The following is a 13764-nucleotide window of genomic DNA, read 5'->3' as shown; positions in this document are numbered from 1 at the left end:
CGGTGAAGATCACGGTGGTCGCCGAAACATTAAATACCGCGTGGCGGGGTCGCCGGTGCGCGGGGCGCTCGGCCATGCGGCGCACGCCCAGCGACAGCGCCACGGTGACGATCGCGGGCAGACCCTCGGGGATGGCGGCAACGGCCAGCGAGACTGCAACCAGCAGCCCGTTGGTCACGGCGGCGCGGAACGCGGGATCCGCGAGGGCCGCCGCCGCGCCGGTCTCGTGCAGAACGCGGAAGGCGACCAGAGCCTCCTCGGCGAAGACGATGGCGGCGATGGCGAGCACAATGAGGGCGATCCGCTTGCCCACGCGGTCGAGTTCGACTTGCAGAGGGGTGTCCTCCTCGGCGGTGCCCGCAAGGAGATCGGCGATGCGACCCATCTGCGTGGCCTGGCCCGTGGCGGTGACCACGTAACGCCCGCGCCCGACAGCCACTGCGGTACCTGCGAACACCATCCCGATCTGCTCGCCGAGCGGCGCGTCGGCCGGCGAGACCTCGCGCGCGTCCTTGAGGCTCGCTTCGCTTTCTCCGGTAAGCGCCGACTCGATGACTCGCAGCGCAGCGGCCTCGAGCAGCCGACCGTCGGCTGGAATCGCGTCGCCGGCCTCGAGCAGCACAATGTCTCCAGGAACGAGCTCCTCGGCAGGCAGGTCTTGCTCCACACCGTCGCGCACAACCGTCGCCGTCGGAGCCGAGAGCTGCTTAAGCGCCGCCAACGCGCTTTGCGCTCGCGATTCCTGAAGGTAGCCGAGCACCCCGTTGAGCAGCAGGATCGCGAGAATTGCGACCGCCTCGATCACGTCGCCCTGCCACGCAGCGATGGCCACGGCGCCCACGAGCACGTAGATCATGAAGTCCTGGAACTGGCGCAGGAAGATCTGCCAGCCAGGGGTCACGCGTTCCTCGTGGAGGCGATTGACGCCTGCTGCCGCGAAGCGGGTTGCGGCCTCGGCTGCGGTCAGCCCGCGTTCGGCGTCCGCACCGAGTGCGCTCGCGACCTTCTCGGCAGGGTGGGTGTGCGGTGGCGATGCGGCGTTGGGTCGAGGCTCGGGGTGCGTCTCGGGCATCTGCGCAGGTCCTTTCGGCGGGAGGACACGGGTGGTGTCGCCGCCGAGAGTCTCGCTGCTATGGGCAGAACCGGGGCACGCGGCCCGGGTCTGTCGGCCTGCCTCTCCGGCATGTGCGGCCGGAGCGCTACTCCCTCTCGACAAGGGAAGCGTACCCGAAACAAGGGTTTGCTGGCTTGGGTTGCCGCGTGCTGGCTAGCCCGCGAAGCCCGTTCCAGTCACCTTCGAGGCCATGTCGCGGCCGGTGGGGGTGACAGCCAGCCCGCCCATCGCAGTCTCGCGCAGGCTCGGCGGGAGCGACCGGCCGACCAAGCCCATCGCGTCGACGACCTCGTCAAACGGTACCGGGAACTGGACGCCAGCCAGCGCCATCTCCGCCGAGGCCAGCGCCACGGCGGCCCCGGTCGCGTTTCGGTGCACGCACGGCACTTCGACCAACCCCGCGATCGGGTCGCACACGAGTCCCATCTGGCCCTGAAGCGCGAGCGAGGCCGCGTGTCCGGCCTGCTCGGGCGTGCCGCCGGACAGCTGCACGGCGGCTGCGGCGGCCATCGCCGAGCCCGAGCCGATCTCGGCCTGGCAGCCGCCGGCCGCACCTGAGAGCGTCGCGCGCGCCGCGATGACCCCACCGATGCCAGCGGCGGCAAACAGCGCGTCTACGAGCGCGTCCTCGCTTGCCGCACGCTGTGCGCCCACGGTGAGCACGACGGCTGGCAGCACGCCAGAGGCGCCACCGGTCGGAGCGGCCACGATGCGCCCCATCGATGCGTTGACTTCGCCGACGGCCAGAGCACCGGCGATCGCGTCGGCGAACGTGCCGCCGATGGGGCCGGCGTCCGATTCCACGACCCGCCGAGCATCGCCGCCGACAAACCCGCTCCGAGACTTCACCTGACCGTCGAGGCCCTTCTCGATAGCGCCGCGCATGACGCCCAGCGACTCGGTCATCTGGGCGCGAAGAACGTGCTCCTCGGCACCGGTCTCGAAGACTTCGAGGGCGAGCACGGCGTGGCCCAAGCTCGTTGAGGCCTTCTCGGCGGCGGCGAGCAGTTCATGAAACGACGCGTACGCCACGTCGGGCTCCCTTCGTGTGCGGGCGGCGCGCGGATGCGTGGCCAGGCCCGACGAGGATTCTACCCCGCGGCAGCACGCGCGCGTCCGGCCATGATGCTGCGCCTCGCCGTGAGGGCGTGACACGAGAGTTCACGTAGGCACCGCTCCGGCGACGTTGACTCCGAAACGCGAGCGGCGCTACGGTTACCTAAGCACGATCGATGCGCACGACCTGAGTGCGGCCGGGACGGTCCGCTACCGAGTCCAGCGTGGAGGCGTCTTCAGCCAGACGCACGACAGCTACAGGTTCCGACAAGCTGCGGTGAGCGTGCCGACGCCCCGCTTGTGGACCCGGCATCCCTCTGACCCCACCGCCCGCATCTTCCGACCCTGCTTGCGCCGCCTCTCCGCCGAGGCGGCGCGTGGTTTTTGGGCTGGGAAGATCGCAGCTCATCCCGCCCATCACCGGTTCGGCACCTGGGGGCAACTTCCGCATCTGCAGCTCAATCTATGGCGCGTGGGAGTGAAGGGTTCCGGTTCCGCGATGCGCGTTCCGGTCCCCGTGCTGCCGGCGCTTCTGCGGGCAGCCTTGGTGCTTGCCAGCAGCGTGCGATAGGGGCTTGGGGCGGCCGATTCCGCCCATCCGTCACAATCCCCACCAATTCGCTCAGATTTATCCTTGACGCGGCATAGGGCGAGTAGTAATCTGTGGTCAGGCAGAAACTTAGTACGTACTAAGTATTGCCGATCGGAACTACAGAACCACACTGCAATCCCGAGCACCCGGAAGGAGCTTCTGTGAGCGACCTGCACAAAACACCATCAGAAACCGCTGCTCACAGCATCGTTCCGCCCGTGTGTGAGACCTGCACCCTCGACTGCATGAGCAAGGGCGAGAAGTTCGAGATCATCTCGGTCAATGACACGGCCGCCCGTGTTCAGGCGCTTCGTTTCGGCATGTGCGAAGGCGCAAACGTCGAGTGCGTGACAAAGATCCCTGCCGGCCCGCTCGTCATCAAGAGCGGTCGCCAGGAGATCGCCGTCGGACGTTCGCTCGCAAAGCGAATCAGCGTCCGCAGGCTTGCGTAGAGCGGCAGAAGGCCGCACCGGAGCGCTCCTGCGCACCGCAGACAAGCCAGCACGACCAGGAGGAACCAACAGTGAGCGATGCTCATTGCCATTCAGCGGCAGGCACTGTCGCCCGTCCCAGTTCAGAGACAATCGTCTTGGCTGGGAACCCCAACGTAGGCAAGTCGGTGGTCTTTAACGCCCTGACCGGGACGTACGTCGACGTAAGCAACTTCCCCGGTACCACCATCGAGCTGACGCGCGGGCGCCTGGGCGGGCATGACGTAATCGACACGCCGGGCGTCTACGGCGTCAGCTCGTTTAACGACGAAGAGACCGTGGCGCGCGACATCATCCTCGAGGGCGACGTTGTGGTGAACGTTGTCGACGCAGTGCACCTCGAGCGCGACCTGTTCCTTACGCTGCAGCTCGTGGACATGGGCAAGCGCATGGTCGTGGCGCTCAACATGGCTGATGAGGCACGCAAGCGCGGAGTGGGCATCGACCGCGATCTGCTCGAGGACCTGCTCGGCGTGCCGGTGATCGAGACGGTCGCTGTCGAGAACAAGGGCTTCGACGAGCTGAAGGCGGCGCTTGCCAAAGCCCGGCCCGGCCACGCCGACGTCGAACTCGAGTCGGACTTGGTCGAGATGGCGTCTCGTGTGGGCACCCGCGCCGAGGGGCTGCTGGTGCTCGAGGGCGACGAGATCGTAAGCGAGCGTCACGGCTTGACGCCGGGCACTCAGCGCGAGGAGATCTACCTTCGCCGCCGCCACCGCGTCAACGACATCTGTGGCCATATCATCCACGAGACCAACATGGGCGCGAGCTTCTCGGCGAAGCTGTCGCACGCCATGATGCACCCAGCTACGGGCATCCCGATGCTGATCGTGCTGCTCACGGCGGTGTACTTCTTCTTCGGCCGGCTGATCGCCGGCAACCTTGTGGACTTCCTGCGTGGCGTGGTGTTTGAGGGCCACTGGTCGCCGTTCATCGCAGGCGTCGTCGGCCACGTCTTTGCGTCGGGCACCGTGATTTACAACCTGCTCGTAGGCCAGTTCGGCGTGCTGACGATGACTCCGGCCACCCTGCTGGGCGTGATCTTGCCGCTGGTCATCGGCTTCTACCTGATGATGTCGCTGCTCGAAGACACGGGCTACCTGCCAAGAATCGCTGCGCTCACCGACCGCTCGCTCACGTCGATGGGTCTCAACGGCCGCGCCGTCATCCCGCTGATCCTCGGACTGGGCTGCGTCACCATGGCGACGCTGTCGACACGCATCCTTGGCTCGCGCCGCGAGCGCTTCATCGCAACCGCGCTGATGGCGATCGCGGTGCCATGCTCGGCCCAGCTGGGAATCGTTGCGGCGCTAATGGCCACGACGCCACCGGTCTACACCGCCGCGTACTTCGCGATTCTCCTGCTGGTGTTCGTCGTGCTGGGCACGGCGCTCAACCGCCTCGTCCCGGGGCAGTCGACCGACCTGCTCATCGACCTGCCGTCGCTGCGACTCCCGCGTCTAGACAACGTTGTGCGCAAGACCGGCACGAAGGTCTGGAGCTTCATGACCGAGGTCACGACGTTCTTCGTGCTGGGCTCGCTGTTCCTCGGCGTCCTGCAGGTGACCGGGGGACTGGTTGCAATCGAGCGACTTGCTCAGCCGCTCGTGCAGGGCTGGCTCGGGCTGCCGCCGCAGGCGTCGACCGCGTTCGTGATGGGCATGATTCGTCGAGACTTCGGTGCGGCCGGCTTCTTCACGATGAAACTGAGCAACGCGCAGATGCTGGTGGCGATGGTGACCATCACCCTGTTCGTGCCGTGCGTCGCCAGCACGATGGTGGTGCTCCGCGAGCGCGGCTGGGCTTACATGCTCGGCCTGCTCGCGGGCTCGCTCACGCTGGCATTTCTACTCGGCGGGCTGATCGCTCACATCCTGCGAATCGCGTAGAGGAGGCTGCGAAGATGGCAATCCTGCCGATCTGTCCGTCGTGCGGCCTGGCATCGCCGGAGATCCGCTGCCCGCGGTGCAACACGCTCAAGCTGCTCGGTTGCGACGGCGCCTGCTCGACCTGCGGCAGTAGCTGCAGCGCGGGCCCGGCAGCCGCGCCGCCGGCGAACCGCCCGAGCGACGAGGCAGACGACGACTCCGAGCACGCAGGCACGCCGCTCTCGCACTAGCGATTGCTCGGCTGCCCCTCGCACCGCTGTGCCGAAATGGGACGACCACCCGTTGCGCGCGAGGGGAGCTTGCCGCCAATGCGGCTCTCGTTCGACCCGACCTACGACCCGAGCGCGCACGGTGAGGCCCCGCGCTGACAGCCGGCGATGGTCACGCCGCACGCTAGGGATGAGGATTGCCTGCGCGGCCGACCAAGCCTCTCGGCCAGCCTCAGGTGGCTTCGGCTCCCGTGCTAGAAGCACCGCGCGAGCGTCGGGTTGTGGAGACTCTATGGAAGAGGGCGCGAAACAGTAGCATTACGCGCCCGACTGTTCGACTATCGTAATGTTCTTGTTCGTGCCCGCGATCCGGCAGTCCTGGGCTCCCAGTCGAACCTCCCGCGAGAGCGGAAGCAAGAAGGAGTCAGGTTGTCCTCCACACGTCGGCAGAAGTCCGCCTCGCCACCTGTGGCGCCCGCGGCTGTCAAGACCAGGCGCTGGCCGTTCTCGTTTCGAGACTCCGTGCGCCTGGCGCTGATCGCAAGCCTGCTCATCGCGCTTCTCGAGTACGTGCGTTTCTGGAGCTACGTGCAGACCGGGACGGGTGTCGCCGCACCTCGTCCCAACGTCGCCGATGCCTTCCTCCCACTCGGCGGGCTGGCGGCGCTCAAGACGTGGCTTGCGACCGGCTACTTCGACACGCTGCATCCCGTTGCAATCGTGGTGCTCGTCGCCATCCTCCTCACGGCTTGGCTCTTCCGCCGAGCGCCGTGTGCGTGGCTGTGCCCCATTGGCATGATCTCGGAGTACCTCGCCAAGCTCGGCCAGAAGCTGTTCGGCAAGAACGTCCGCGTACCCAAATGGCTCGACCGCGCGCTTGTGGGACTGAAGTACGTGGGAACGTTCCTGTTCCTGTTCTGGCTGCTCGGCGCTCCGGTAGGTAGCCTGCGCGCGTTTATGGGCACGCCGTTTTACGCGGTCGCCGACATGAAGCTTTTCGACGTCTATGCGAAGTTCGGCATCGGAATCATCGCAGCGGTTGGCGCGATCATGGTGGTCTCAATCCCGGTGAAGTCGTTCTGGTGCCGCTACCTGTGTCCGTACGGCGCGCTGCAGGGGATCTTCGGCGTGCTGAGCCCCACCGTGCTCGCCAAGAACGACTCGACCTGCACCAACTGCGGACGCTGCAACCGCGTCTGCCCCAACGGCGTCGACGTTGCGCACTCCAAGGGCGCCGTGGTCTCGGCAGAATGTATGGGTTGCACCAGCTGCGTCAGCGCGTGCCCGCAAAGCGACACGCTGGCGTTCAAGTTCGGTGGCGCCAAGACGCTCGACCCGCTCTCGTTCGGCCTGATGTTCATCGTCGTCTTCCTGGCGGTGGTGACCGTCGCGGTCATCACCGGCCACTTCGGCAACGGCCTCTCGCCGCAGGAGTACCGAGCCATGCTGCAGATGTCCTCCGACGTCCACCTCCCGATGTAGCTTGCCGAGAAGGAGCCCCACGCAATGAAGCCCCTCACTGTTGCCCTCGCAGCGCTCGCGGTGTTCTTCCTCGCGCTAAGCATGATCGCCTCGGCCCCGGCGCCGGCGCCTGCCGCGGGGACGGGGATGGATCGGTGCCTGATGTGCCACCCCCAGGCGCACCCTGCGGACTGGACACAGAAGTCGCATGTCACGGAGTTGGCCGACGGCGACGTGACCACCGCGGACTGCATGGGTTGTCACGCAACGTCGTGGTGCACCGACTGCCACGCGCAGGTTAAGGCGGCCGCAGCCGCGCAGGGGTCGGCCGCAGCGGCTTCACAGCCAGCCGCGACTCCAGCAACGCCCTAGACCGCCGAGACCCGCCGCACGCTCGTGACGCCCGGCTGCTTGGCGATACGCTCGGCGGTCACGCGGTCGACCACGGCGTCGGTCTCGATGAGCATCAGGGCGTTGGCGCCACGCTGCTCGCGCGAGACCTGCATCGAGGCGATGTTGACGTCGCTCTCGGCAAGGAGGCTGGTAACCGCGGCGATCTCCCCCGGCCGGTCGACGTGGCCCACGACCAGCACGGGCAGGTCGCCGGTGATCTCCACTTCGAAGTGATCGATCTGGTTGACGACGACGTCGCCGCCGCCCAACGAGGACCCGCGAACGCACATCGTGTGGCCCTCCGCGTCGCACAGCTCGAACTGCGCGGTGTTGGGATGCGAGTCGCCCAGGTCCGCCTCGGCGAACTCGACGGTCAGACCGGAGTTGCGAGCCAGCTCCAGGGCGTTGGGCAGTCGCTCGTCGTCCGGGTGCATGCCGAGCAGCCCAGCAACGAGCGCGATGTCTGTCCCGTGGCCCGGGCCCGTGGAGGCGAAGGAGCCGTGGAGCAGGATGCGAGCGTGGGTCGGAGTCTCGGCGAAGATGGCACGAGCCAGCTCGCCGAGACGGCAAGCGCCGGCGGTGTGACTGGAGGAGGGCCCAATCATCACAGGACCCACAATGTCGAAAACACTTCTCTGGCGCGCCATTCGCTCATCCTAGCATCGTGAATTGTGTGGTGCTGTACGAGATACGCGCCGCCAGAGTATAGTGTGCGGGCGCGTTAAGCGCCGTTCAGGCAAGCCAGTTACGTTTTACGAAAGGGAAAGCCAATGCCCGATCAGACCCAAAGCAGCAACCAACAGGTGATCATCTACGCCTTGGTCGCTATCGCTGTTCTGCTGGCCGCTATCGTCGGCTTCATGATCTACCAGCGTACGACCGCTCTCCCGTCGCCGACCGCTTCGGTCAGCTCGACGACTGCTGCTTCGTCGAGCACCAGCGCCGCCGCGCCGAGCAGTGCGATGACCGCGCCCGCGACGAACGCTCCGTTTGACCCCAAGACGGCGACCAAGTTGGCCGCCGGTGTGACGCCGGATGCGGCCATAAAGGCCTACTCCGCCGCCGTCATGGCGAGCGACTACAAGACGGCTTTCGGGCTGCTTCCGCTGGCTTCGAAGTCCTCGTACGGCACGTCAGACGGCATGGCCACTCAGCTCAAGCCCTACGGCATCACGGGCTTCAAGCAGAGTGCCTCCACGGCGTCCGGCGCCGACACGTCGATCGTCCTCGAAGAGGACACCCCCGCGATGAACATCACTTACACCTGGGTGTTCACCAAGGTGGGCAACACCTGGTACGTCAAGGGCCGCACCATGGGTGGCTCGCTCTAAGCCGCCACTCGCACCGCACACGAGCTTTGCCCGCAGGGCGTCCCGAGAGGGGCGCCCTGCTGTTTCGTCGGACCGGCTGTCACGCTTCTAGGGCGCGCGCTGCCCGCTGATGTACCGAGCGCCCCCGGACGCTCCACCTGACGGCCGATCGACCCGCCGATGTCAGCCCCGTCTGGTACTCTCGGCGGGTGACTTCCGAGGCCCTGCATCGCTTTCTCGTCCCGGGTACCGACCCCGACGTGGTTGCGTCTTACGAGACGCTCGCCGAGCGCGCCCGGACGATGGTCTTTGGCTTCGAGGACGAGGTCGCGGTCGTCGATATCGAGACTACGGGCTACGACTGCGAGCGCGACCACGTCATCGAGATCGCTGCAGCCATTTTGCGCGGGCCCGAGATTGTCGCGACCTTCGACGAACTGGTCGACCCGCTCGTGCCGGTACCGCTGGAAATCACCAAGCTCACCGGCATCACCGACGAGATGGTCGCCGGCCAGCCCAGCGTCGAGGCCGTCGTCTCGCGGCTGCTCGAGTTCGTAGGTGGCCGAGACGTGGTCGCGCACAACGTCAGCTTCGACCGCTCGTTCCTCGAGCGCGTCGCCGGCCGTCATGCGTTTCGCGGCCGCTGGCTCGACTCGTTGCAGCTCGTGCGCGTGGGACTGCCACGATTGCGCTCGCATCGGCTGGCAGACCTCTCCGAGGCGTTCACCGTGCGTCCGGATGGCGCCCCCCATCGCGCGCTGCACGACGTGCTCGCGCTAGCGGCCGTGTGGCGCATCGCGCTCGTCGGCGCGAGCGACCTGCCGGCCGGGCTGCTCCATCGCATCACCGACTTCGCGCCCGACACGGAGTGGCCGCTTCGCGCGGTGCTCGCGCATCTCGCAGGCGCCGAGCCCGGAAGCGTCTTCGACCTGAAGGAGGCGCGCCGCAAGCGTGTCGCTGCCGACAAAGCCGAGGCGCTCCACGACGCCGATGAGATCGCGACCGTCTGCCCCACCCCCGAGCGCGTGCTCGAGGAGTTCACCGCGGAGGGCATCGCCGGGCGCATGTACGAGGGCTTCGAGTCGAGAGCCGAGCAACTCGAGATGGCTGGTGCGGTGCTCGAGGCGTTCGACACCCGTACGAACGTTGCCATCGAGGCGGGCACCGGCGTGGGCAAGTCGATCGCCTACCTGGTGCCGGCGGCGCTCTACGCGCTCGAGAACCGAGTGGGCGTGGGCGTGGCGACAAAGACCAACGCGCTCATGGACCAGCTCGTCTATCACGAGCTGCCGCGCTTGAACGCCGCTCTGGGCGGGAAGTTGCGCTACGTCGCCCTCAAGGGGTACGACCACTACCCGTGCCTGCGCAAGCTCGAGCGCTACAGCAGCGAGTTGGGCGAGAACGGCGCCGATGACGATCGCCTCTCGACGATTGCCTCGCTCTACTCATGGACCGTGCAGTCGAGCTGGGGCGATCTGGACGCCATCAACCTCCATTGGGGCCGCCGAGAGCTGCGCACAGCGATCCAAGCGTCACAGGCCGACTGCACGCACAAGCGATGCCGCTTCTTCCCACAGCTGTGCTACCTGCACGGCGTGCGCCGCCGAGCCAGCAGCGCACACGTTGTCGTGACCAACCACGCTCTGCTCTTCCGCGACGTCGTCGCGCAGGGCGGCATCCTGCCGCCGATTCGCCACTGGGTCGTCGACGAGGCGCACTCCGCCGAGACCGAGGCGCGCAAGCAGCTCACGGTCGGGGCCGGCCACGTCGAACTGTCGACGGTGCTGGGCGGGCTGGCGAGCAAGACGCGCGGCGGGCTGCTCGAGACACTGCGCCGCTCCCTTCGTGGCGGCGAGGGTGTGGCGGGCATTCTCGGCGTCATCGTACGCATGGAGGAGCAGACGCAGCGGTGCCTCACGCTGTCCGACTCGCTGTTCGACTTCGTCAAAGACCTCGCGCCGCTCGCGGGCGAGAGCGCCTACGACGGCGCCGAGTTGTGGGTCACCGAGGGCACTCGCGACACCAGCCCGTGGGGCGTCGTTGCATCGACCGGTACGTCACTGGCCAAGCGTCTCGAGTCGCTGCTTCGAGATGGTCGCGAGCTGATGACGCTGATAGAGGAGCTGGGCCCGGAGTACACCGATGGCCGAGCGGATCTTGCCGGCCTCCTCACGCGCCTTGCCGACCAGCAGGCAGGGCTCGTCGCGGTTCTCGATGGCGAGGACGAGTCGCTCGTCTACAGCGTCGAGCTCGATCGCCGTCGGGACCGAGACGCCGAGAAGCTGCGTGCCGAGCGCCTCGACGTGGGACAGGTGCTCGCCGACGACCTCTACGAGCGCGTACAGAGCGTCGTGTTCTGCTCGGCGACCATCGCGACGGGGGAGAGCTTCGCGCACTTCGCACACTGCGTGGGACTCGACCTGCTCGACGATGCGCGCTGGCGATCGCTGAGGCTGACCAGCAGCTACGACTTCGAGCGGCAGATGTCGGTGTTCGTGCCGACTGACCTGCACGAGCCCAACCAGCACGGCTACCTCGCCGACCTCGAAACGCTCATCGAGAACGTTCATCAGGCGATGGGCGGCAGCGTCCTGACGCTCTTCACCAATCGCCGAGACATGGAGCACCTGCACGCGATCCTCGAGCCGCGCCTCGAGCGCGAGGGAATCGCGCTGCTTTGTCAGAAGCGTGGCACGTCGGCCAAGCGCCTACGCGACGAGTTCCTCGCCGACGAGCGCCTGTCGCTTTTCGCGCTCAAGAGCTTCTGGGAGGGCTTCGACGCCAAGGGCGACACGCTTCGCTGCGTCATCGTGCCCAAACTCCCCTTTGGTCGCCCGAGCGATCCGCTCGCCAAGGAGCGGGAGCTGCGCGAAGGCCGTGGCGCTTGGCGCCGGTACACGCTGCCCGAAGCCGTGCTAGAACTGAAGCAGGCGGCCGGGCGTCTGATTCGCAGCAACGCGGATACAGGTTGCCTCGTCATCGCCGACGCTCGGGTGGTAACCAAGGGTTACGGCCGAGACTTCCTCGGCGCGCTGCCCGTCGCAGACATCGAGCGCATGTCGAGCGACGCCGTGGTGGATGCGATTCGCGAGCGCTTCGGGCGGTAGGAAGGGGGCGCACGTGCACGGACCTAGCTGGATAGCGGAGCATCGGCGCGTGGCCGTGCTTGTCGCACTCGCCATCGCATGCGCCTCCACGCTCGGCGGGTGCAAGCCCGCGGCGAAACCCACAGCGGCGCCCCCGAAGCGCATCACGACGGCCGACCTGCAGGCTAACGGCGGCGGAATCGTGCCCGACCGGCCACCGGGCCTGGATAAGATCGACCACTTCGTCTTCATCATCCAGGAGAACCGCAGCTTCGATCACTACTTCGGCACGTATCCGGGCGTCGATGGGATTCCGGCGGGCGTTGAGGTGCCAGGGCTTCTCGGCCAGACCGTGGCGCCGTATCACGACACGTCGCTCACCAACCGCGGTGGTCCTCACGGGTGGGACGCGGCGATTGCCGACATCGACGGCGGGCGGATGGATGGCTTCCTGAACCAGTCGTGGGGATCGATTGCCCTCAGTCCGCCGCTCGGTCCAGGCCGCGGAAACGCGCAAGACGTCATGGGCTATCACGACTACCACGAGATCCCGAACTACTGGGACTACGCCAACCTCTTCGTGCTCCAAGATCACATGTACGAGTCGGTTGCTTCGTACAGCCTGCCGTCGCATCTCTACATCATCGCTGGCCAAAGCGGCGGCTATGTTGGCGGCCCCTTGGTTCCGGTGCCGCACACGTTCTCGTTTCCCGAGATCACCCAGCTGCTCCAGAACTCCGGCATCGACTGGAAGTACTACGTCCGAGAAGGCCGAGTAGGCGACACCGAGGACGACGCGCTTGTCGGCATGAGCTCGGATCAGACGCAAGCGGCGCAGGTCTACACGAACAAGAACCCGCTGCCGGCGTTCCCGGCCGTTCGCGACGACCCGTCGCAGTACGCGCGCCTAGTGGATACCGAGCAGTTCTACGTCGACGCGCGGGAAGGCAAGCTTCCGCAGGTCAGCTGGGTCATCCCCTCAGACGACGTAAGCGAGCATCCTCCGTCCAACATCGCGGACGGGATGGCCTACGTGACCGGCGTGGTCAATGCCGTCATGGCCGGACCTGACTGGAACCACACCGCCATCTTCATCGCGTGGGACGACTGGGGCGGCTTCTACGACCACGTCATGCCGCCCAAGGTCGATCAGTACGGGCTCGGCTTGCGCGTTCCGTCGCTGGTGATCAGTCCCTACTCCAAACGCGGCTTCATCGACCATCGGATGGCGTCGTTCGAGTCGTGGCTCAAGTTGGTTGAGGAGCGCTTCGGGGTGGCGTCGCTTACGACGCGCGACACTCAGGCGTACGACCTGATCGACTCGTTCGATTTTTCGCAGGCGCCGAGAAAGCCGGTATTGCTCAAGGCGACACCGGAAGGCACGCCCTATCCGCCCACGGCGACGAAATGATGTTGTGGCATCACCTTGGGCGACGAGCGTCGTCCCCGATCGAAGGAGCGCAGGCTTGCTGAAGCGGTGCATGATCGGGGCAAGCGTCTTGGCGCTGCTCGGCGTGGCGCTGCTTGGCTGCGCCCCGTCAAAGCAGGCCCCGGCAAAGCAGCCACCGGCAAAGCAAGCCAGCCTTGTGGGGCAGTGGACGTCGCCGGACACGGCGGGCAAGGACGCGAGCCTGTCCGACATCACGTTCTTCGCCGATGGCCGATTCCGCTACGCCGGCAAGAGCGCCATCGGAAGCCCCGTGGCGTTTACCGGCACGTACCAGACGGGTTCCAACTCGGGGGCGCCGACGGTCACGCTCGTGTATGCGGACTTCCCCGACCGCCCCACGTTTTGGTACTACCAGCTCGACGGCAACACGCTGAAGGTCTCGGCGGTTCTCGGCAATCTAACCAATGGCTCAGCGCTCACGTTCACGCGCAAGTAGCTAGGGCGCGCGCTTGGCATCGCTCGGACTCGCGGGCTCGATGTGCGCGCGCAGCATCGTGGGTGCGGTGGCCAGCAGGATCACCGCTAGCAGAATCGCCCCGTAGAGCACCGCGCGCGGAGTCCCTTGCGCTCCGCCGAGCCACTCGGCAAGCGCGCCCACACCCAGAACTCCCAGCGACGGCAGTCCGATCAGCGTGATCGAGTAGAAGCTCATCACTCGGCCGCGCAGCTGCGGAGGTGTCTCGATCTGGATGAACGTGCCGGCGATTGCGCCG

At 66.7% G+C, this 13764-nt stretch carries 13 protein-coding genes; 9 read left to right on the top strand and 4 right to left on the bottom strand.

Annotated elements, in window-relative coordinates; genetic code table 11:
- Both P4L93_05780 and sdaAA read right to left on the bottom strand, forming a co-directional pair.
- A partial coding sequence (locus tag P4L93_05780) for an HAD-IC family P-type ATPase (GenBank protein ID MDR3686445.1) occupies positions 1 to 1072 on the bottom strand: 1072 nt, incomplete at its 3' end.
- A 195-nt stretch (positions 1073 to 1267) separates the two neighbouring features.
- Positions 1268 to 2146: an L-serine ammonia-lyase, iron-sulfur-dependent, subunit alpha gene (gene sdaAA / locus P4L93_05775; protein ID MDR3686444.1), complete on the bottom strand. Its 879-nt coding sequence runs from the start codon at positions 2144 to 2146 to the stop codon at positions 1268 to 1270.
- Positions 2147 to 2923: 777 nt separating this feature from the next.
- On the opposite strand from sdaAA, the gene P4L93_05770 reads away from it, so the two are divergent.
- The 5 genes from P4L93_05770 (at position 2924) to P4L93_05750 (ending at position 7184) form a co-directional block, all read left to right on the top strand.
- Positions 2924 to 3214 (top strand): FeoA family protein, encoded by a 291-nt coding sequence (locus P4L93_05770; protein MDR3686443.1) that lies wholly within the window; start codon positions 2924 to 2926, stop codon positions 3212 to 3214.
- A gap of 71 nt (positions 3215 to 3285) precedes the next feature.
- Positions 3286 to 5142, top strand: coding sequence for a ferrous iron transport protein B (feoB, locus tag P4L93_05765; GenBank protein ID MDR3686442.1), 1857 nt, complete (start codon positions 3286 to 3288; stop codon positions 5140 to 5142).
- A gap of 14 nt (positions 5143 to 5156) precedes the next feature.
- The gene (locus P4L93_05760; protein ID MDR3686441.1) at positions 5157 to 5372 is read left to right on the top strand and encodes a hypothetical protein; all 216 of its coding nucleotides are present in this window, start codon (positions 5157 to 5159) and stop codon (positions 5370 to 5372) included.
- 408 nt (positions 5373 to 5780) lie between these two features.
- Complete coding sequence (locus P4L93_05755; GenBank protein ID MDR3686440.1) at positions 5781 to 6833, top strand: 4Fe-4S binding protein; 1053 nt, start codon at positions 5781 to 5783, stop codon at positions 6831 to 6833.
- Positions 6834 to 6857: 24 nt separating this feature from the next.
- Positions 6858 to 7184 carry a hypothetical protein gene (locus P4L93_05750; protein MDR3686439.1) on the top strand — a complete coding sequence of 109 codons (327 nt, stop codon included), beginning with the start codon at positions 6858 to 6860 and terminating at the stop codon, positions 7182 to 7184.
- Here the strand turns inward: P4L93_05750 and sdaAB are convergent.
- Positions 7181 to 7852: an L-serine ammonia-lyase, iron-sulfur-dependent subunit beta gene (gene sdaAB / locus P4L93_05745; GenBank protein MDR3686438.1), complete on the bottom strand. Its 672-nt coding sequence runs from the start codon at positions 7850 to 7852 to the stop codon at positions 7181 to 7183. The two genes, P4L93_05750 and sdaAB, sit on opposite strands and share 4 nt — an antisense overlap.
- A gap of 123 nt (positions 7853 to 7975) precedes the next feature.
- Here sdaAB and P4L93_05740 point away from each other — a divergent pair, with 123 nt between their 5' ends.
- From P4L93_05740 to P4L93_05725, 4 genes are all read left to right on the top strand, one after another.
- On the top strand, positions 7976 to 8536 hold the full coding sequence (locus P4L93_05740) for a hypothetical protein (protein ID MDR3686437.1): 561 nt from the start codon (positions 7976 to 7978) through the stop codon (positions 8534 to 8536).
- Between the two features lie 188 nt (positions 8537 to 8724).
- The gene (locus tag P4L93_05735; GenBank protein ID MDR3686436.1) at positions 8725 to 11622 is read left to right on the top strand and encodes a helicase C-terminal domain-containing protein; all 2898 of its coding nucleotides are present in this window, start codon (positions 8725 to 8727) and stop codon (positions 11620 to 11622) included.
- A 49-nt stretch (positions 11623 to 11671) separates the two neighbouring features.
- Positions 11672 to 13012: an alkaline phosphatase family protein gene (locus P4L93_05730; GenBank protein MDR3686435.1), complete on the top strand. Its 1341-nt coding sequence runs from the start codon at positions 11672 to 11674 to the stop codon at positions 13010 to 13012.
- A 55-nt stretch (positions 13013 to 13067) separates the two neighbouring features.
- Positions 13068 to 13487: a hypothetical protein gene (locus P4L93_05725; GenBank protein MDR3686434.1), complete on the top strand. Its 420-nt coding sequence runs from the start codon at positions 13068 to 13070 to the stop codon at positions 13485 to 13487.
- Here P4L93_05725 and P4L93_05720 read toward each other — a convergent pair.
- The coding region (locus tag P4L93_05720) for a hypothetical protein (GenBank protein MDR3686433.1) at positions 13488 to 13764 on the bottom strand (277 nt) is incomplete at its 5' end.

The organism is Coriobacteriia bacterium, from assembly GCA_031292615.1.
In the GTDB taxonomy this organism is placed as follows: Bacteria; Actinomycetota; Coriobacteriia; order Anaerosomatales; family JAAXUF01; genus JARLGT01.
The sequence above is the reverse complement of the archived record's forward strand: the minus strand, read 5'-3'. Positions and strand labels throughout refer to the sequence as shown.